Raw genomic sequence first — 18,900 nt, 5'->3', positions numbered from 1 at the left:
TCTTATCTGAAATTCTCCTGTTTGTAAAGGACCTGCCTGCTGCCTATAAAAATTTGGTCACGCCCATCACACCAAGCAGCACTACGCCTCCGGCCCCGTAAATGCTGTGGACAAGCAGGCATATTTTCATTAGATTGTTCCTGATCTCCTCTTGTATAAGCGAAGACGGTGAAAATACTTCCAAGCAGCATTACTCCTATATATACCAATATGATCGTTTCCGCTGCAGGTGACTCCGATCCCAAGGGCTATCCACATGTTTCTGCAGATGGAAGACAAAGCTGCCATGAAAACAAGCAAAGGCAGGTGAAACCTGCAGGATCGCAGTGTAGGACAACGGTGCCGGGGTATCGGATGAGGAGCTTGAGCGGATACGGAATGTACCGCACGATATGGTTTGCGACAGGGAGGCAGGAAATCAGAGACAGGGGCTGGGGCTGATGCTGGTGAGACAGATCGCCGAGGTGCATGGGGGAGGCATGGAGGTTTCACACGGGGAATCAGGGGGATTCCGGGTTGTTATCCGGCTGCCTTATGGTATCTGACGCTTTAGTTCCTGCAGGCTTTTGGTTATGTTATTTCCATGGACATAGAGGATTTTCTGCCCTTTTTTTCTTTGACCTGTGATTTTATAGTATAATCCATGCTTCATCATGTCTGTGTTGAATACAAGATATTTTTTGCAGTATAGTACAGAATTGTCAAAATGCAGATTGTCGGAAGATAAAAACTGGCTGTGGGGGAGGTGTTGTTTCATCTTCTTCTGCCAGTTTGCATGCCCGCCGATTATAAGCATTTTTTCACCTTTCATCAGCTCTGCATACTCATCATTGCTGTGGGCCTCCTCCTGTTTTGGCTTTTCTTCTGCCTGTATGCACTGAAAAATATAGTTACGCAGACTGATGAGCTCATCCCGCTCCAGCGCATTCTTTTCCTCCGCGCTTTGGAGCCGGGTCCTAAGCTTTACTTTCTCTGTTTCGCTTTGCTCCAGATGTTTTTCCAGCTCTTTTTTCTTTTGTTCCAGGTATTCTGTCCTGCTTTGCAGGTTTTCTATTTCAATGAGCATAGTATCCTTGTCTTTTTCGGCTCTGCGCTGCAGGTAGCGGCGTTCCTCCGGATTGTGCTCTTCACATAACTGCTGCAGCCTGTGGATATATTTGCACAGGGTTGCAGTAAGTAGTATTTGTTTATAATCCTCCCATTTCATATCTTCTGCCAGAGAACAGAGAAAATCCACATCCTTCTGCTCCAGCTCAATTCCCGTCAGCATTCTCAGATTCAGATGAAAATACGCAAAGACCAACTCCAGATCCAACTCGTTTTCTTTCTCCACTGCCCCATCAAGATAATAACAGATATAGTAGGATTCCATCTGCAGGTGTTCTTTCTGAAGATGTCTGTGCAGTCTTCTGCCCCTATTATCCGTGTCTTCCAATTCCGGTGATTTTTCCAAATCCCCTTCATAAGTCAAGAGCATCTGAAGCCCCAGATAGAAATCATAATCCTCATGTACAGGAACTTCCGATTCTTCGGCCATTATCAAAAGCACCATCATCTCCGCTGCTGCCAATACCATATCATTGCTGTTTTTAACTATTTTTTGAAACATGCCGCCATCTATGTATTCTGCCTTTTTTAACTGGTTTTTCAAATTTCTGTGACCTTCTTCCAGAATTTTCATAAGACTTTTATATAGCCTGTTTTCCCTGAGTGCACAGCACTGCTGTGTCTTATATTCCTGACGTATCCGCTCTATCAGTCCGACTGCCATGCTTGCCGGAAGTCTGTCATCCACGAGAAACCAGGATGGGAAGGCGGACGCTCTAAACTTGGACTCTTTATATGCTTCATAGCATTTTTCCCCTTCCCTTTTTGCATATTCCATCAGCGTTTTTCTGCAGGCCTCATTTCTCACAACTGCATATGCCAGAAAGAGAATACTCTCCACATGGACTTCCTCATGATCCAGATTCAGCGCAGGTCCCATTGCTGCTGCCAATCTCTGGGGCACTTCCTCCTGCTGGCGCCTCAGCAGCTTTTTCCTGATAATTGCATCAAACACATGCTCTTTTTGTTCTTGGTCCCACAGTATCTGCATTTTAACAACACTGCCCATCTGGGAGGACTCAAAAAACCCCTCTCTGCTGTCTGCCTCCATCATGGCCTGTATCAGCATACCACGGGACTCTTTGGAAAATTCCATACACCAGTCAATAAATGCGGACTTGGAATGCACATAACAACGAAGCCCTTCACATACTATGTTTTTTTGCACCATAAAAAAACCTCCTTCAGATATGAATTTAGATGAATTGATAATTTGGCGAAATGCCTGATTTTATTGAAAAGATAACTAGATATTTAAGTAAGGCAGTGACACTGCCTTTTGTTGTGGACTAACAATATCATATTTTCTGAAGAAATGCAAGGATGAAATCATTTTTTTATGGCTCCGGCTGCTCTTTCATAAACATGAGTACAAAACCTGCCAGAAGAAGACACGCGGCTGTCCAGATAGCGGGACTGCCAAGAACTGATGTGATCAGTGCTCCTGCAGTTGCACCTATGGCGAAAATCAGGATCACAAAATAATAGTGGATGCTTTTCCGCCTTAGTGTTTTGTCTTTTGTTATGTGATATCTGCAGAGCATTTCCGTGGCGCTGCGGATGTTGCCGATACACATGGTAGTGGCACAGGGCAGGCCATGAAATTTTCGGAAACTGTTGACCTGCATGGCACAGGCAAAGGACATAAGGGCATTGGCACTTATATTCAGGGTCTGCGGAAGAAAACCGGTAATGACCAGCAGGAGCGATTCTATCAGAAGAATCACCTGCCTCCAGTGGATTTTTTCGTTTGCTCGGAAACGGTGGTGCACACGTTCTGTGATGTAGACACCCAGAAGGAATGCGCAGAGAGGAATAAAATAGTGAAATGCTGCTCTCCAATGGCCCTGAGCCAGGTTTTGCCCCAGCAGGACAATGTTTCCGGTTTGGGCATTGGCAAAGACCCTGCCGCGGCAGTTGTAGGAATAAGCATCCTGGAAACCGCCGGCCAGGGTTAGAAATATAGCAAGGGGCATGGACTCTGACATTTGACGGGGTTTCACCGCTGGTTTGACTGCTGGTTTCATAGTTCCTCCTGTAGACTGCTGCTGGTTTGCATTGTTTTTTGTTCCTATTTATATTATACTTTTGAGGAGCAAGATGTAAAATATATATATGGTATTATTTCTATATCATAATTATATATCAGATGAGAATATTGTCTATTGCAGCAGCGTTTGGCGGAAATGGGCAGTGGGGGAAAGATAATGAATGTGACTTATGATTATTATAAAATTTTTTATTATGTGGTTAAGTATCATAGCTTTACAAAGGCGGCTTCTGTTCTGATGAATAGTCAGCCGAATATTACCCGGTCTATGAATAACCTGGAGCACGAACTGGGATGCAGGCTTTTGCTTCGCTCTAACAGGGGCGTTAAGCTCACACCGGAGGGGGAGAAGCTTTTCAGACATGTAGCCTTGGCTGTGGAACAGATCCAGGCCGGGGAGGAAGAATTGAGAATGGAGCAGACTCTTAAAAGCGGCCAGGTTTCTGTTGGAGCCAGTGAAACAGCACTGCATGGACTGCTTTTGCATAAGCTGGGGGAGTTCCACAGGGAATACCCCGGCGTAAGGATACGGATATCAAATCAGACAACACCTCAGGCCATACTTGCTTTAAAAAATGGTACGGTAGATTTTGCGGTTATCACAAATCCGTCTGGTATCCGCAGACCTTTAAAGGAGACACCACTGAAAAAGTTCAGGGAAATCCTTGTGGGCGGACCGCAGTTTTCCGGACTTTCAGAAAAAACATGGAATCTTGGAGATCTGAAATCTTACTCTTTTGTCTGTATGGATAAGAAGTCCAGAAGCTATGAATTGTATGGGGACTTTTTTCTGGAACATGGGCTGACCCTGGAACCGGATCTGGAGGCGGCTACTATGGATCAGGTACTCCTGATGGTAAAAAACGGCCTTGGGATCGGCTTTCTCCCTGAGGAATTTGCCAGAGATGCATTGGATAAAAATGAAATTTTCCGGATCCCTCTGCATGGGGAACCGCCGAAACGCTCCATATGCCTGATACAGGATATGGAGCGCCCGCTCAGTGTTGCAGCCAAAAAGCTGACAGAACTTTTGTGCAGCCCGGATACTACAGCTTCTTCCTCCCCATTCTGACGTCCTCCATCAAGCCCTGCAGTTCATCTGACAGATGGTCAAATAAATAGTTTTTCCCATTCTGGCCCTGGTTCAGATAATTGCTTCTGATTTCAATATCTGCAGCCCGGATTTCCTCTTTTAGTCCTGCGGCTGAAAGGCGGCTTGCGCCTTGTCCCAGAATGATGATCTGCTCCAAGGCGTCAGAGGTTGCTACTGTGACCCGGTGTTTCCTTCCAATCTCGTGTACGGTCTTTTCAATATACTGGTCTGCTGTCTCCGCTTCTTTTGTGTATACCACATAGATATTGTGATATTTCATCACCTCACCTGTATTGCCTTCCACTTTGTAGGCGTCGTATACGAGAATCAGGGTATTTTTCTTATATCCCTGATAGTTGCTGAGAATATCCATGAGTTTGTTCCTGGCAGCTTCAATGCCGGCATTGGCTAGGTCTCTTAATTCTTCCCACGCAAATATAATATTGTAGCCGTCCACCAGCAGATATTCTTCCTCCGTCCCCTGTTTTTTAGGTTTGTATTCCCTGGGGGAAGAAGTTGCCGCACTGACCGTTCGCTTTCTGTTAAATGGATCTCTCTCTTTCTTTGCAGTTCCATAGGTGCGGGTAAATATTTCTTCCAGCTCTTTTTCATCTGCCGGACCGCGGCTTTGGAACGTCTGGCGGGATGTCCGGATGGATTGTTCCTGCACGGGCTTTTCCTTTTTTTCCAGGCGAATCCCACTGTCCAGATGCATATAGTCCCGCACCTTGTCCCAGCATACCACATAACCGGCGCCGTGCGAACAAAATACAGAGCCAGTGGGATTTTCTGTGTCTTTTTCGGAATCATAGGCTTTTTCCCGGATCACTTCCTCCGCATTGTGACAGGGTTCGTACCCCTTCAGTGAGCAGGAGAGCCGTCCGTGGCCTTTGGTGTAGGCAGCCACCTCTGTCTGGTAATCCCGCATGGCAGATACAGGAGCGGTACCCGTCAGTATGGTCATATCTCCTTCTATGACCGGCCCGGAAAATGTACCATACATTTTCTGGATGTCCGAAAGTGCCCTGCCCACCTTATCGGAAGGGATTTCCAGTCTGTATTCATAGACCGGTTCCAGCAGGAGGCTGGCTGTACATTTCAGTCCATGACGCACGGCTCGATAAGTGGCCTGCCGGAAATCGCCGCCCTCTGTATGTTTCAAATGGGCCCGTCCTGTGACCAGCGTGATTTTCATATCCGTGATCTCTGAACCTGTCAGTACACCTCTGTGGCGTTTTTCCTCCAGATGTGTCAGCACCAGGCGCTGCCAGTTCCGTTCCAGGATATCCTCACTGCAGGCAGCCTCAAACTGAAGGCCGCTGCCCCGCTCCCCCGGCTCCATCAGAAGATGCACCTCCGCATAGTGGCGGAGGGGTTCAAAATGCCCCACACCTTCCACCGGTTCTGTAATGGTTTCTTTATAGACTATGCTTCCTGCGCCAAATTCCACCTCCGTGTCAAAGCGTTCCGCGATCAGACGTTTTAGTATTTCTATCTGTACCTCTCCCATGACCTGGGCATGGATCTCATTGGATTGTTCTTCCCAGACAATGTGCAGTTCCGGTTCCTCCTCCTCCAGCTGGCGGAGCTTCAAATACATCTGGTGCACATCACATTCCGGCGGGATCTGGATTTGATAAGTGAGAACCGGCTCCAGAAGAGGCAGCTCCGCCTCAGTCTCAGCGCCCAGTCCCTGACCGCAGAACGTCCTCAAAAGCCCTGTCACCGCACAGACCGTACCTGCCGGGGCCTGGCTGATGGTGCGGAAACCGGCACCGGAGTAGATGCGGAGCTGATCCGCTTTTTCCTCCCAGATCTCCTCACTGCTTTCCTTTCCTTCCCGGCGGTTTGTCAGCATCTGCTTTACTTTCAGGGTACCGCCTGTGATCTTCATATACGTCAGACGGGCACCCTGGGCATCCCTGGCTATCTTATAAACTCTGGCACCGAATTCCTCCGGATGATCCGGACAAGCTGTATAAGTATCCAGCCCCTGCAAAAACTCCTCCACCCCATCTATTTTCAGGGCAGAGCCAAAATAGATGGGGAATACTTTCCGTTCCCGGATCAGCCGGATGATTTCTCCCGGCTCCACCGCGGCGTCAGACAGGTATTTTTCCAGTACAGCCTCATCACTCATGGCTAGATTCTCGAAAAAAGCCTCTCTATCCTCATTGTCATCAAAGACGATACATCTTTCATCCAGGCGCTTCTGCAGTTCCTCCAGAAGCTTCCGTCTGTCAGTTCCTTCCTGGTCCATTTTATTGATAAACAGGAATACAGGAATTTTGTACCTTGTCAAAAGCCTCCACAGAGTCTGCACATGTCCCTGCACACCGTCCGCTCCGCTGATGACCAGCACCGCATAGTCCAGCACCTGCAGGGTTCTCTCCATCTCCGCAGAAAAGTCCACATGCCCGGGCGTGTCCAGAAGTGTCGCTTCTTTTTCTCCCAGCTTCACTTCCGCCTGTTTGGAAAAAATGGTGATCCCCCGCTCCCGCTCCAGATCGTAGGTGTCCAAAAATGCATCCTGGTGGTCTACACGTCCCGGCTTTCTGATGCTGCCTGTCAAATAGAGAATGCTCTCAGCCAGGGTTGTCTTGCCGGCATCTACGTGGGCGAGAATGCCGACTGCTAATTTATTTGTTTTCATATGGTAATTGTCCTATTTTCTGATGTATACCCATCGAAAATGCCCCTTTCTGTTGTCTATAATAATACTTTTCCAGTGACTTTTCAGTACCTTCACAGTTACAGGCAAAAATCCATACAGAATCGTTTTTGGCCATGGGATTTTTGCTTGGCTGCGGAATGCTTTCTTACGGTCAGCATAGCGAATGCGCAGACCTACTGAATAGTTACCTTTCCTACTCCACTCCCAGGGCCTTAAACACCGCATCTTCCGCGCTCTGATAAAAGATAATCTGAAAATTAACACAGTTTTTTTTAATGCAATGAAGGTTTGCAATGCCAAACTTCCTGTCATCCCAATCCCCTGTAAATCCTGGTATCCAATCATGTAATCTTTTGTCGTTGTACTTATACTTCCACTGATAGGATCGTTTATCCATCATTTCTGTTTGGCCCATTCTTCCGTCTCCATCTATAATAAATCGTTACAGTAATTGTTCAGTACCTTCACAATTACCCGTTATGTAACTTAGCGTAACTTAGATTGCAGAATCCAACATCTTAAAAATCCCGGTTTTAACCTTTTCACAGCCTTTATCCCAACTATTATCTTTATAAATCACAATTTATGAAACTTACGGTAACTTAAATTCTATGCCCAGTGTGGTATATATTTCATATATCTCGGTGCGGTCATAGGATCTACCGGTTTGATCAGGCCTGCATCTAAAGTGTCTTTAATGATTCGGAAGGCTTTTGTCTTTTCTTTCTCATCTAATCCAAACAACGCCCGGACATCCATATTCCCAATCGTACCAAAACTTACATAGGCAAGACATGCGTGCATATAACAGGTTCGGATACGGTCTTCTTTCGTTGTAAGATCAAACGGAACTTTTGCAAACATGACTACTTTTGTAAATTGATCATTCTGATTTTCAATACGCGGTGCCAACATATTGTATTTTCCCGTGATACCAACAATTTTATCATAGCCGCTTCCACGTTCTTCACAAATACCGCAGCCATGCATAAATCCTGCAATATTCTCATTTCTGGAAACTGGAACCGTATCAACAATTCGATCAATAGCAACCAATGGTGCACCTGCATTAGAAAACTCTATTCTATTAGTAAAAAGCTCTACCATTGGACTGGTTCCCTTTTGATCCAGTGCCTGATGAATCATGACGTTTGCCAGAAGTTCTCGAATTGCCACTTCTGGGTATGCAGTTTTTTTCTTTCTGATCCCGTCCACCATAATTTCTTCATGGGGAATAATGGTCATAATATATTTTACGATATCCTCAAAGGAAATGGCATATCCCAAATCGAAAGCCTGCTCATCAATTCCAGCCACCCGCGTGGTATCATGATATTGGATCACCCGGACACCACGCCTGAGTAATCCCTCGAATTTTTTCAAATCTTTGGCAAACATAAGCGCACCATAGTTTGTAATATCCCATCGGCCTGCATCATTTAATTTTATAAACTTCTCTTTTTTAAAGTCTTCTAATACCTTTTCACGATTACCTGGAATCGGCAGTTCCAGCTTGTCATAGTATTTTGTGTAATCCAAAAGCGACGTAATATCTTCCTCTGATCCATTAGAAAAGGCTGTTCGCAGTTCATAAGGAGTAGTATCAAATAGTGCCCACAACTGTGCTTCTTTTTCCCTATGGCCGGCCAATGGCATTAAGTTAGTTCCCACACGAATGTATGCCGTTTTTTCAAACCTGGTTGGCTCTGTTTCCGCAGCCGGAATTTCAATCAGCGTTACATATATTGCATTTCCGTCTTGGTCTGCCCCCATCTGTACCTCATAAAACCTGAAATTAATCTTCGGATTTATCATATGTACAAGCCAGGCTTCCAATTCCTCATTTCCTCTTTTCATTTTTCGATATTCAAGATCAGTTCCAACAATATTATGGGTATCATCCTGAATACCCCAGACAAGGTATGCCTTTGTCCTCTCTGCCAGAGTTGCTGCATTGCTAAGTCCTGAAATATATTTTGCAATACGTTCCGGATCTTTGTTGTTACATTTAAATTCAACCCACTCTACTTCAGTTGGAAGCTTCGATAGCTCACGAACCAGGCTCTCTAAATATTCTACTGAACGTGCCATGCCAAATCTCCCTTCTAAAATCCATAATCCCCCGTAAATGGCAGATCCATAATCACTTGCCGGCTCATGCTTTCTGCTCCGGTCTTATCATTTACAATTTTCAGGAAATAGTTTCGACCACTGCTATAAGATTTCCGCTTAATATCAAAACTGATGGTATAAATCCGATTCCCTGGCTTCTCTTCTTTACTGTTTACATCCAGAAGGACTTCATTAGAAATAATTTCTCCATCATCTGCTTCAAACTTCAAACGGTATATGGTAGACTTTACTGTATCTGTCACAGTCTTTTCCTGGAAAAAGTCTAGCTTCACTTTAAGATTGGTAATCTTTCTCAAATCTGTGATCAGATTCAGTTTCACATCTTCGGTTGCTACAACCCCCCGCTGCGTTTTTACAAACAGGGATGGAATAATCAGTTCCTGTGGTGACGAACCCCCATGCACATAATTCATACCACCACCACATTTGAACACGCTCATCCCTTTGGCACACATAATATAACGTTTCAGCGCATTGTTCATTAATGCAGCCTTCATTGGAACAGCAAATACTCCGTCTACGGTAAACTCCCTGTCATCTATAATGAATCTCCGATCCACAAAAGCAGCTTCCGTTGCCTCATGCTCCAATTTATCAGTCGCTTCCAGTTTCTTTCTGGAATAAATGTAGCCATGATCTGCTGTCACCAAAAAACGATATACATTTCCACTCTTTGAAAATGTCTTGATGATACTAAAAATCTCATCAATCGCCTGTTCTGTGGCCGCTAATGCACTATGCTCCGTTCTGGCTGTCTCACCTGTTGCATCAATGCGATTATGGTAAACATAGATGACTTCCATTCCCACTGTAAATGCCTTTAACTCTTTTGCACTCATTTCAGCTATTTTTTCATATAATTCAGCTGCAGAATTTTCATTCTCTTTTTGGAGGATTTTTCTTCTTTGCTCCGTTGTGGCACAAGCGTTTCCATCTAATAAGACGGTATGTTCTTTATCTTCTGTCATGGATAATTCCTTATGGGGAAGTAATGCTGCCATACCAACCGCTGTATAAGAGGGCAAGGTTCCCATCATGGTGTCCATTCTGATCTCACAATTCTGATCCTCCTCAAATCTGTCCGCCAACTGTTTAGCAGCTTCATAACGAAATGCATCTGAGATGATAACCACTGTTTTTTCCTTTATTTTTTTCACCTTATCCTGATAGAAATCTGATTGAAATGGCATGATGCGGCGCATATCATTTTTCACAAAAGCATTATTCCATGCATAGACTATCTTTTCTAAAAACTCCCTTTGATAGATATTTTGAATTAATATCTTTAATTCATCAAACCAACTGCTGTCCTCTAATTTATCCAGAGAGGTAATAAATGTTCGATAATTCGTATCCACTCTGTAATCAGATTTAATATATGCAGATGCGAGTTTGGAAAGCTCCTGCTCGGGAGTAAATCCTACAATTGTCAGGATTTCATAACCGGATTTCAACGCATCATACGCTGCTGTATAATAATTTCCAAAGTGAAGACGTTTTCTTATATCACAGATAGCTGGTATGCTCATGCCAGATATCATGGCGTTCTTGTCTTCTGCCAGTTCCCGTCCAATCATCCATTTGATCAGAAGTTCATCTATATACCGAAAAGAAGTGCAGCCCAGCAGGTTATCAAGGCTTACTCTTCCAAAAGCCTTTTCGACATCCAGCACTGTCTCTGCTGTCTTGGATATTTCATCAAATGTATCCTGGTAGATGACATTATTCATCATATTGTCCAGAAGGACACTGATATTTGTTGCTTTACTTTTCACACTATCTTGTAAAAATAATTTCCATGCATCTGGAACAGCATCCTCAAATTCCCTGCAGGCATGAACAGCGAACAGAGATAACAGCAGCCGCAGTAAGGATGGCTCACTTTCTTCATATCCAAAGTGATGGCTGCACAGTTTCCAAAATGCATCGGCAACATCCGCTTTCTTAAACTCTGTGATAATTTCCTGTTTTTCAACTTCTCCAGCAGCAAAGATAGCGTACATCAGGTCTTCCACCGTGACATTTCTGGCTTTGGAAATAACACATAATGCCAACAAATCAATCATATCCGATTCCGCCGATGGTAAATCCACCTCACTGGCACGTTTGATAAAATCGTTGATACGCTTTACTACTTCCTTCGTATTTTTCCGGCCAATACCAAAGAACACAGATCGTTTCTTTAACGGCACACGGAAGCGGTCCGGAAGGCCTATATCTGCTGCGATCAAAGACAGACGATCCGCATGGAACTGTTTAGAATATAACAAGATATCTTCTAAATGATCATGTTCCACGTCAGGTTTTTCAAAAGGTGCATAAATCAGATATTTTCCTTCCTTGTCCTCATGTTCTATCAAGATTTTAGTTCGGAAAGTGTTGCGATCCGTTAAATGCAAAATTTCTACACCCTCCAGCTTTAATCGATCCACAGTGTCCTCAAAAGAAGCATCTGCATCATACCAAAAGACAATCCGCTGCCCAGCTTCAAATTCTATATTTAACTTTTTTTCTATTTCCTGAATATTCAATTCATCCATATCCCTGTCACATCTCCAACTTTATTTTATCGGGGCAAGAATCTGATACTTCATACCATCACGATCTGTCTGAACCTTCTCGTAATTTACCTTCACCCCATCATCAAGGTCTATCTCTATCTTCTCTGCTGCAAGATGATCCAGCTTTTCATCATATTCTTTCACTTCTGCTATCTGCTTCAAAAGCTTTTCTTTTCTCTTTTCCTCTATTGCAATCTGCCTCTGGTCAGTCATATGCAGTGTCATCGTGTCAATGGCACGCACTTCATTCTCATATTTTTCCTGTATACGATGTAAATAAGAAACCCGTACACGTCCAATCGTATCTGCATGATAGCGATGCATGTAAATCAAAGCCTTAAATCCATTTTGTTTGCCGCTGTCGAAGAGCCAGTAAATCGGACGTTTTCCAGATCCGGTTACAGAATAAGCTGCACAGTGATCCTTGAAGAAATCCTTTAGGAAATAATTGCGGATAATATCTCTGCTGTCCGTTCCCTTTGTTCCCAGTGCTTTAGCCATAAAATCAAGATTTTCTTCCAGTGTTTCTTTGCCATAAACAACGGTGAGCCATTTGATGAATAATTCTACAATATCATCGTCCAGGTAACGTGCATCGGTGATTGGGATCACATTGTCTTTATCTGGAATGAAAGAGAAATATTTAGTTGCATCCCATTCACCGCCGGCGTAGGCAAGGCCTGGGGTGTCAAGGGAATAGCGGCCGAACATACAGCCTACGGCATAGGAGATCAAACTACCAATATCTCTTCTCAAATCTGCTTTGCGTACAGTTACATCCTTGTCATCTACTTCTGGTGTTAATTCATCTTGCAAGCCATAAATGTCAATGAAAATACGGTTCAGTTCTTCCTCATTGGATTTTAACTGGTTAAATCGTCGCTTGATAAAATCTTGATATAATAAAAACGATCCCTCAATAGAATAATTCACTGACTTTGAAAAATCAGCCTTATCATCAGAATTATAAAATATATCTTGATTTCTAAATGAAATCAGAGGGTGTCTTTTGAAATCCCATGAAGTTTCAAAGGAATCCCAGTCCTGCCGTGATAATTCAATACATAAACTCGATAATTCATTAATCAAACTATAGTTTTGATACAAAATAGGAATTTTTTTCAAATCCCCTACTTGTAAGTTAAGCGTTGGATTTAGAATATTCAAAATATACTTTCCTACTTTACTATTTATTAACGCTAAAATATATTTAGTATTCACCCCTGCCATTATTGATGGTGCACCTGAATCAAATAATACATTTTTCTCATAATATCGCATAGAAGTTGACTTAGAGCTTACTTTTGTACTGCCACATACACATTGGAAATACATATCCTGTCCTTGCAATCCCGAATTAAATGACTTTTTAATTTCTTCACCATCAGACTCCCAATTTATTACCCATTCTAAATTCCCATACCATTTGCGAAATTCTCCACCTTTATGATGTGGATACCATTTATATTCTTTACTGATTTTAGCCATAGAGAATTTTTTTAAATTAACTTCAAACCATAAACGAAGAAAATATTCATTATTACCTGTTTTTATCCCCTCAGATACTTTTGCTGTTAATCCAATACTTTTACCTTGTTGAAAATCTCTAAAAAGATTTTTGGAAACCCAATATGCAATCGGTGATCCTGGTATCTTCAAAAAATTATCTTGCTTAACTTCATAGTGATTATCTCCTCCAAGAAACATCTTTTCTTTACCTACTTGAGTTGTCGGCTCAAGTAACCTGTAATATATGCCTTTATATCTTGTAATATTAGCATTCCTCACAACAAACGCCGTCGTCTGCACTACTTCACCGCCAATTTCTTCAAAAGCCCTTGCTCCCAAATGAGCCATATTCACAATATCCGCCTGGAGCATTTTTTTTCGCAGCTTTACAAAACTTGAAAGAAACATCCACGCATGCTGTGTAATCATTGAACGATATCCATTTCTTTTAATCATCTGTCCGCATTTCTCAATAAACACAGCAAATAAATCTGATTTGCTATCCGGATAATGCTTTTTTACATAATCATTCAGTTTTTTATTTCCATTACTGATTCCCATATAAGGTGGATTTGTACATGCAACGTCATATTTCCGTGCCAGGTTTTTAGCGTTGTAAAGAATAACCTTTAACAACTTTCTCGTCTCATCTATCCCAACAGTCTCAAAATCCATCTGCATATCATTTACGATCGAACCGACAAATCTATCAAGCAGTTCCCAATCATACTGTTTCACATTTAAAATAGAACCATATTCCTTTGCATCTTTAAATGTATCCAACAGTTCATTCATCTGCTGTAATGCATCCTTCTTCTGTATTTCTTCTAAATCAGCACCAAAATAATTTAACTGATTACGGTTAATTCCGTTACTTTCCTGTATCGCATACACCTGCGGCGCAATCCCTCTTTCCAATATCCTGGTATCATACTCTCTTGCCTTCATCATTATCGAAAAATAAGCAAGCTGATAAGCCCTGCCATCAATATCCAATCCGTACAGGTTATTTTTTAATATGGATCGCACCGCATCCCGCTTTGTATATCCCTGTGATTCATAAATCTGCATCAATACATCAAATGCATAGACTAAAATATGCCCGGACCCCATACAAGGATCAATGAATGTCAATTCTTCCGGTGTCAATTGACCATATTCTTTTCTGATTTCCTCCAGTTGGGCCTGTACCTCTGGCTCCTGTTCTGCTTCTTCCAAATAGTATTTCCATTCTGCTTTCAGTACGTCGTCCGGATGTCCTTCCAGCCATATTCTCCCCAATGCGTTTTCTACCATATAACGTACAATCCAATCCGGTGTAAACAACTGTGTGGCCGATGGTATTCTTTCTTTGCTGATCTTCTTGCCCTTTTTCGCCTGTGCAAACGTCTCGTCCTTTAATTCCGAATTATAATATTGGTAAATCCACCCAATGATCTGGACCTGCTCTTTCCAGTCTTCTTCTTCAATGTCATGCACCAGATGATAGATGATCCCATCCTTATCAACAAAAGAAAAGTGCATCATAAGCTCAGATGCATCTCCTTCTTCTTCAAATAATCCAGGCAGGCATTCATGGAGCTGATTGCAGCGTTTTTTCAGCAAAAACCGGAACAGGCTGTCACTTTTTCCATTTGTCTTCCATTCAATGATCTGCTCCCGTTCTTTCTCTGAAAACTCCAAATCTGAACTAAATGGTAGGGATACAATATCCGGATCCCTCGCCCCTTCTTCTGTGGAGGACAACACACGCAGATTATCCGGAAAGTATTCATTCACTTCCATAAAACGTATAGCGATCAGACGATTGAACCAGTCATATGCATAATCTTCTATCATCTGGTTATAAATTTTTTTATAATCCCCATCGTTTTGTTCTGTTTGTTGTTCTAACTGTCTTACCAGTTTTTCTCTTTCCCTTAATTCCTTACCTGTTACAGATATAGGCTGTGCAGCTCCTACATCAAAATATTTGATTTCTGATGTAGATGCCGGTAATGGCTCTGCGATTCCACCTTCAGCAATTCCTACAAATCCTGCTCTCGTTCTGATTTCTTCTCTCAATTTGTTACGTGCCCAGACGGCAAAACTTTTTATTGCGGTTTTATTCATCGTATTCCATCCCTCTAGAACTGCAATTTCACAACATCGTTTTTATCCAATTCATCCTTAATCTGTTTTCTTACCTTTACCAGATAATCATCCAGATCCTTTTCGCTGGTTATCACCCAGGTATCCGAAGTAATATCACGAGCCATTATGTTTTTAATACGTTTTGGCGCTGGTTTCGTCATATCCGCAGGCGTTTTTACCTCCCCGCCTGCCGACGATGTATCCGGCAGTGAAGGCGCCGCCATATTTGCAAATTTATCCAGATAAGTTTTACACAAGCTATCCGCCTTATCTTTAAAACCAAGCATATTGGAAATATCATTTTGCGTTGATGCACGCTTTATAAGTTCCTCAAATGCCTGGATCACTTCTGCCTTATATTTATCCTCATAAAACTGACCGTTGATATAATTTAATACATTCTTCTTATCCTGTTCGATAACTTCTAACACAGGTGCCAGTTTTTCATCCAGCACTTTCCCATAAATTTCCATGAAAGACTGATACAAGGCCGGAAGATTTTTTATCAAATGGTAAGGCGTCTTATGATATACGATCTTTTTAATATTTTCCATGACTGTATCCAATTTCTCACTGTTGATATGTTCCTTGCTGTTATCAAAGAAACGAATGGCTCTAAGTCCATTTTCGTTAAAAATTTTCTGCTGCGTACCACTGGTGTAGAAAGTTCTCACTGGTGACAGATCATCGGCTAAATCAATCAAGTCTCCTTTTTCTTCTGCTATCTTTTTATAAAAAATAGTTGTATCATCGATTACTGAAATCTCCGTCAACATCTTCGCTGTTTTTTGTAAGACCTCACTGCCTGGGTACTCTTTTACCTGTAAATTCTCTTTCAGCATCACATTGCATTCATTAATTGTGTCTTTTGCATGCTCCTTAAAGGATTCCATAATCTTATCTACATCATTGTCTGTCTCTGTGCGATTGAAAAATGCCTTGATCACATCTTTACAGGCTTTGATTTTAGCAGCATCAATGTTTTCTTTCGCACGGAAAAGAAGTTTTTCTTCGTATTTCCGTGTAGTGAAATACATTCCCAGCTCCTCTGGTTTTCTATTAAACAGCGTAATTGGATCTTTATCTACTGTTGCAGATGCTGCCCCATCTTTGAATGCTTTAGCCACCAGCCATTTCACATCCGCCTCCACATAACCATATGGTGCGATCGTAAAATGATCCATCAAGCTTTTCATAGAAATACTGCTATAGGAAGAAGAGGTCAGTCGGATATACTCTTTCACTTCCCGGACTGCATTGCTGTTTGGTTCCTTTGCCCCATCCAGAGACAAAGCCACCTGCTGGCTTTTTACAAAAAGTGCTTTAATATCTCCATCATCCTTTGGGCTGTCAATGTATGTCAGCTTGTAATAAATATTTTCTATCAGTTTTTCAAGGGTGGCTCCAATTTTTGCAGATGCTTCACGGGTAGTGATATCTGTAATCTTTTGTCCGTTAATGAAAACTTCTGCCTTTCCTATGGCTTCTTTCAAGGATTTTACCGCTGCATCTTTGCTCTTGCCGGATTCCTGCATTTTAGTAGCTCGAATTGCAGTTGATTTTCCTTTTTGGGGATCAGCCACATTGCGTATGTAATCGTCAATTTTTAAGGCATTGAGCAGTTCATTATAATAATCAACATGATCCATGGGCAGTTTCAAAATAACCTCACGATTTCTGGCTGACATCATGCTAAGCGAAGTATCATCCAAACTCCCTTCTGCACTCACGTACCTTGGAGTAATCAAACGAAGCCCGATTTCATTACTCTGGTTATTCTTAAATGGTACCGTGTCCACGGTTTGGTTAAATGCAAACGTGTATCTCCCATTGAATTTTGGCACACGGTATCTGGAATTATTATAAATAGAATCAAAGGTTGTCCTTGCTACTGCTCTGATCACATCATTGCTTGACACATTACGATCTCTGATGGCACGGTTAATGTCCTGCTCCTCATCCGTCAGGAACTCATAGGTATCCTGGATCTGTGATACCAGCAGGTTTCTGGTAAGAAGCTGCAAAGATTCCTCTACCTCTCTTCGGAGTTTTGTTCGGTCATCATGAATGTTTGTAATCATCAGGCTCACAATATTTCCCACAGTCAGATCCACGCCATTGACATATTTCAGAAGGAATAACGTCTTTAAAACATTGATGGTAAAACAATCCTCATCATGCATTGGATTCAGTCTCTCATTATCATAAGCTCTTTGTATAACACCTGCATGGGTATGATCCAGAAACTTGATCAGATCATCATAGAAACGGTAGAATGGCACTAATACGCCTTCTTCCTGTTCCATAACAAAAATAGCCGCTTTCTGATATGCGCCAAGCATGGAGCGCTCGCCTTCCGATAAATGTTTGCCTGTGGAACTGTTCAAACGAATGGCATTCAGTACATCTGCCAAAAGATTAAACTGATATGGAAGAAATGGATACACATTGGCAAACTCCTCCGCATTTTTTATTTTTTTCATTTCAATGGCAGCCCCTTTGAAATCAACCACATTTTGAATCGTTGTCTCCTGTGTCTCGTATAGGGCTTTTAATGTACTTTTTCCTGTGTCATTCTTTTTCAGAATTCTTTCTCTGATCACTTCATCCGCATTGACGGAGGACAGAGAAAGTCTGGTTTTAAAACGTCCCTGTATCTTGGAAAAATCATTGGAACGTTCCTGCATATTCTCTGTCATAGAATCAATATCTTCCTGTGCAGTCACGATCACCCACACTTTACCCTTACAGCGAACACCTAATTCCTCTGTGATCGTCTGCAGGTTTAGCATTAACTGTGAATCCTGACTGATAAACTGTCCAATTTCATCTACAAGAAATACGACTCTTTTTCCAGTACGTTCCACATATGATTTTACGCGCTCAGCAAAATCTTCTATGGCGATCTGATAACCCTGTGTGGAAGATTCCTTTACCCACAGACCTGCATCTTCTGCCGACATATAGCCCATTTCCACAAGCGTCTTTTCTACCCTGCCACGCATGATTTTAAATTTGTGTCTGGTTTCCAGCCAAGCCTTCCCGGTTACCTTTAAAAAGGTATCCTGAAACTCCTGATATTTTCCCTCTTCATCTAATTCTCTTTCCAAGTCTGCAAGAGCCGGTATGGAACCAATGTATCCAAGTTTTTCATTGAAGACCCGATTGAATACCATGACAATGGCATTACTGTCTGATTTGGCAGAGGCTGTACTTTTAGAATCCACATTAAATAAAATTGCTTCTGTTGGTGTCTGAGCTGCCAGTTCCATATTTGCAAGCAGCATGGGATCAGATTGTAATGACTGATTATTTTCTTTCAAATATTCCCAGGCATGTTTTCCTGCTATCACGGCATTATCTAAATCATAGGACAATATTTTCAAGAAATGTGATTTACCACTTCCAAAGAAGCCAGAAATCCACACTCCCATCTCATCCGTTGGGTTTTGAATACTTCTTGTATAATGATCGAAAAATTCTCTGAAATGCTTTGTCAACTCTCTTGTAACCACATACTCCTCTAATTCCTGCTTTTTATTATATTCTTCTATCTGACCTACTTTTATGACTCCTGTAATCGGTCGGTCAATGTCCTTCTGAAACATATCACGAATCTTCATTTTTCTTTATCCTCCCG

At 42.2% G+C, this 18,900-nt stretch carries 11 protein-coding genes; 2 read left to right on the top strand and 9 right to left on the bottom strand.

What is annotated here, in order from left to right; genetic code table 11:
- Positions 1-43 precede the first annotated feature (43 nt).
- Complete coding sequence (locus A4V09_RS24055; RefSeq protein ID WP_157123423.1) at positions 44-184, bottom strand: hypothetical protein; 141 nt, start codon at positions 182-184, stop codon at positions 44-46.
- A 208-nt stretch (positions 185-392) separates the two neighbouring features.
- On the opposite strand from A4V09_RS24055, the gene A4V09_RS00370 reads away from it, so the two are divergent.
- On the top strand, positions 393-545 hold the full coding sequence (locus tag A4V09_RS00370) for an ATP-binding protein (RefSeq protein ID WP_242963908.1): 153 nt from the start codon (positions 393-395) through the stop codon (positions 543-545).
- On the opposite strand, the gene A4V09_RS00365 is transcribed toward A4V09_RS00370, so the two are convergent.
- On the bottom strand, positions 533-2,278 hold the full coding sequence (locus tag A4V09_RS00365; protein WP_065540598.1) for a hypothetical protein: 1,746 nt from the start codon (positions 2,276-2,278) through the stop codon (positions 533-535). The genes A4V09_RS00370 and A4V09_RS00365 overlap by 13 nt on opposite strands.
- 166 nt (positions 2,279-2,444) lie before the next feature.
- Positions 2,445-3,134 (bottom strand): YoaK family protein, encoded by a 690-nt coding sequence (locus A4V09_RS00360; protein WP_065540597.1) that lies wholly within the window; start codon positions 3,132-3,134, stop codon positions 2,445-2,447.
- Between the two features lie 180 nt (positions 3,135-3,314).
- On the opposite strand from A4V09_RS00360, the gene A4V09_RS00355 reads away from it, so the two are divergent.
- Entirely contained in the window at positions 3,315-4,229 is a 915-nt protein-coding gene (locus tag A4V09_RS00355) for a LysR family transcriptional regulator (protein WP_065544563.1), read from the top strand.
- Here A4V09_RS00355 and A4V09_RS00350 read toward each other — a convergent pair.
- The 6 genes from A4V09_RS00350 to brxC all read right to left on the bottom strand — a co-directional run bounded on the left by A4V09_RS00350 (position 4,204) and on the right by brxC (position 18,883).
- Complete coding sequence (locus tag A4V09_RS00350; protein ID WP_065540596.1) at positions 4,204-6,903, bottom strand: translation factor GTPase family protein; 2,700 nt, start codon at positions 6,901-6,903, stop codon at positions 4,204-4,206. The genes A4V09_RS00355 and A4V09_RS00350 overlap by 26 nt on opposite strands.
- Positions 6,904-7,117: 214 nt before the next feature.
- Positions 7,118-7,339, bottom strand: a complete 222-nt coding sequence (locus A4V09_RS00345; protein WP_065540595.1) for a hypothetical protein — start codon at positions 7,337-7,339, stop codon at positions 7,118-7,120.
- Positions 7,340-7,533: 194 nt separating this feature from the next.
- Positions 7,534-9,015, bottom strand: coding sequence for an RNA-binding domain-containing protein (locus A4V09_RS00340; protein ID WP_065540594.1), 1,482 nt, complete (start codon positions 9,013-9,015; stop codon positions 7,534-7,536).
- Between the two features lie 14 nt (positions 9,016-9,029).
- Positions 9,030-11,597, bottom strand: a complete 2,568-nt coding sequence (gene pglZ, locus A4V09_RS00335; protein WP_065540593.1) for a BREX-1 system phosphatase PglZ type A — start codon at positions 11,595-11,597, stop codon at positions 9,030-9,032.
- 21 nt (positions 11,598-11,618) lie between these two features.
- Positions 11,619-15,239 (bottom strand): BREX-1 system adenine-specific DNA-methyltransferase PglX, encoded by a 3,621-nt coding sequence (gene pglX / locus A4V09_RS00330; protein WP_065540592.1) that lies wholly within the window; start codon positions 15,237-15,239, stop codon positions 11,619-11,621.
- Between the two features lie 14 nt (positions 15,240-15,253).
- On the bottom strand, positions 15,254-18,883 hold the full coding sequence (gene brxC / locus A4V09_RS00325; RefSeq protein ID WP_065540591.1) for a BREX system P-loop protein BrxC: 3,630 nt from the start codon (positions 18,881-18,883) through the stop codon (positions 15,254-15,256).
- Positions 18,884-18,900: the final 17 nt, after the last annotated feature.

This window comes from Blautia pseudococcoides (assembly GCF_001689125.2).
Classification (GTDB): Bacteria; Bacillota; Clostridia; order Lachnospirales; family Lachnospiraceae; genus Blautia; species Blautia pseudococcoides.
Note: the sequence above shows the minus strand (reverse complement) of the source record. Positions and strands in the feature narration are given on the sequence as shown.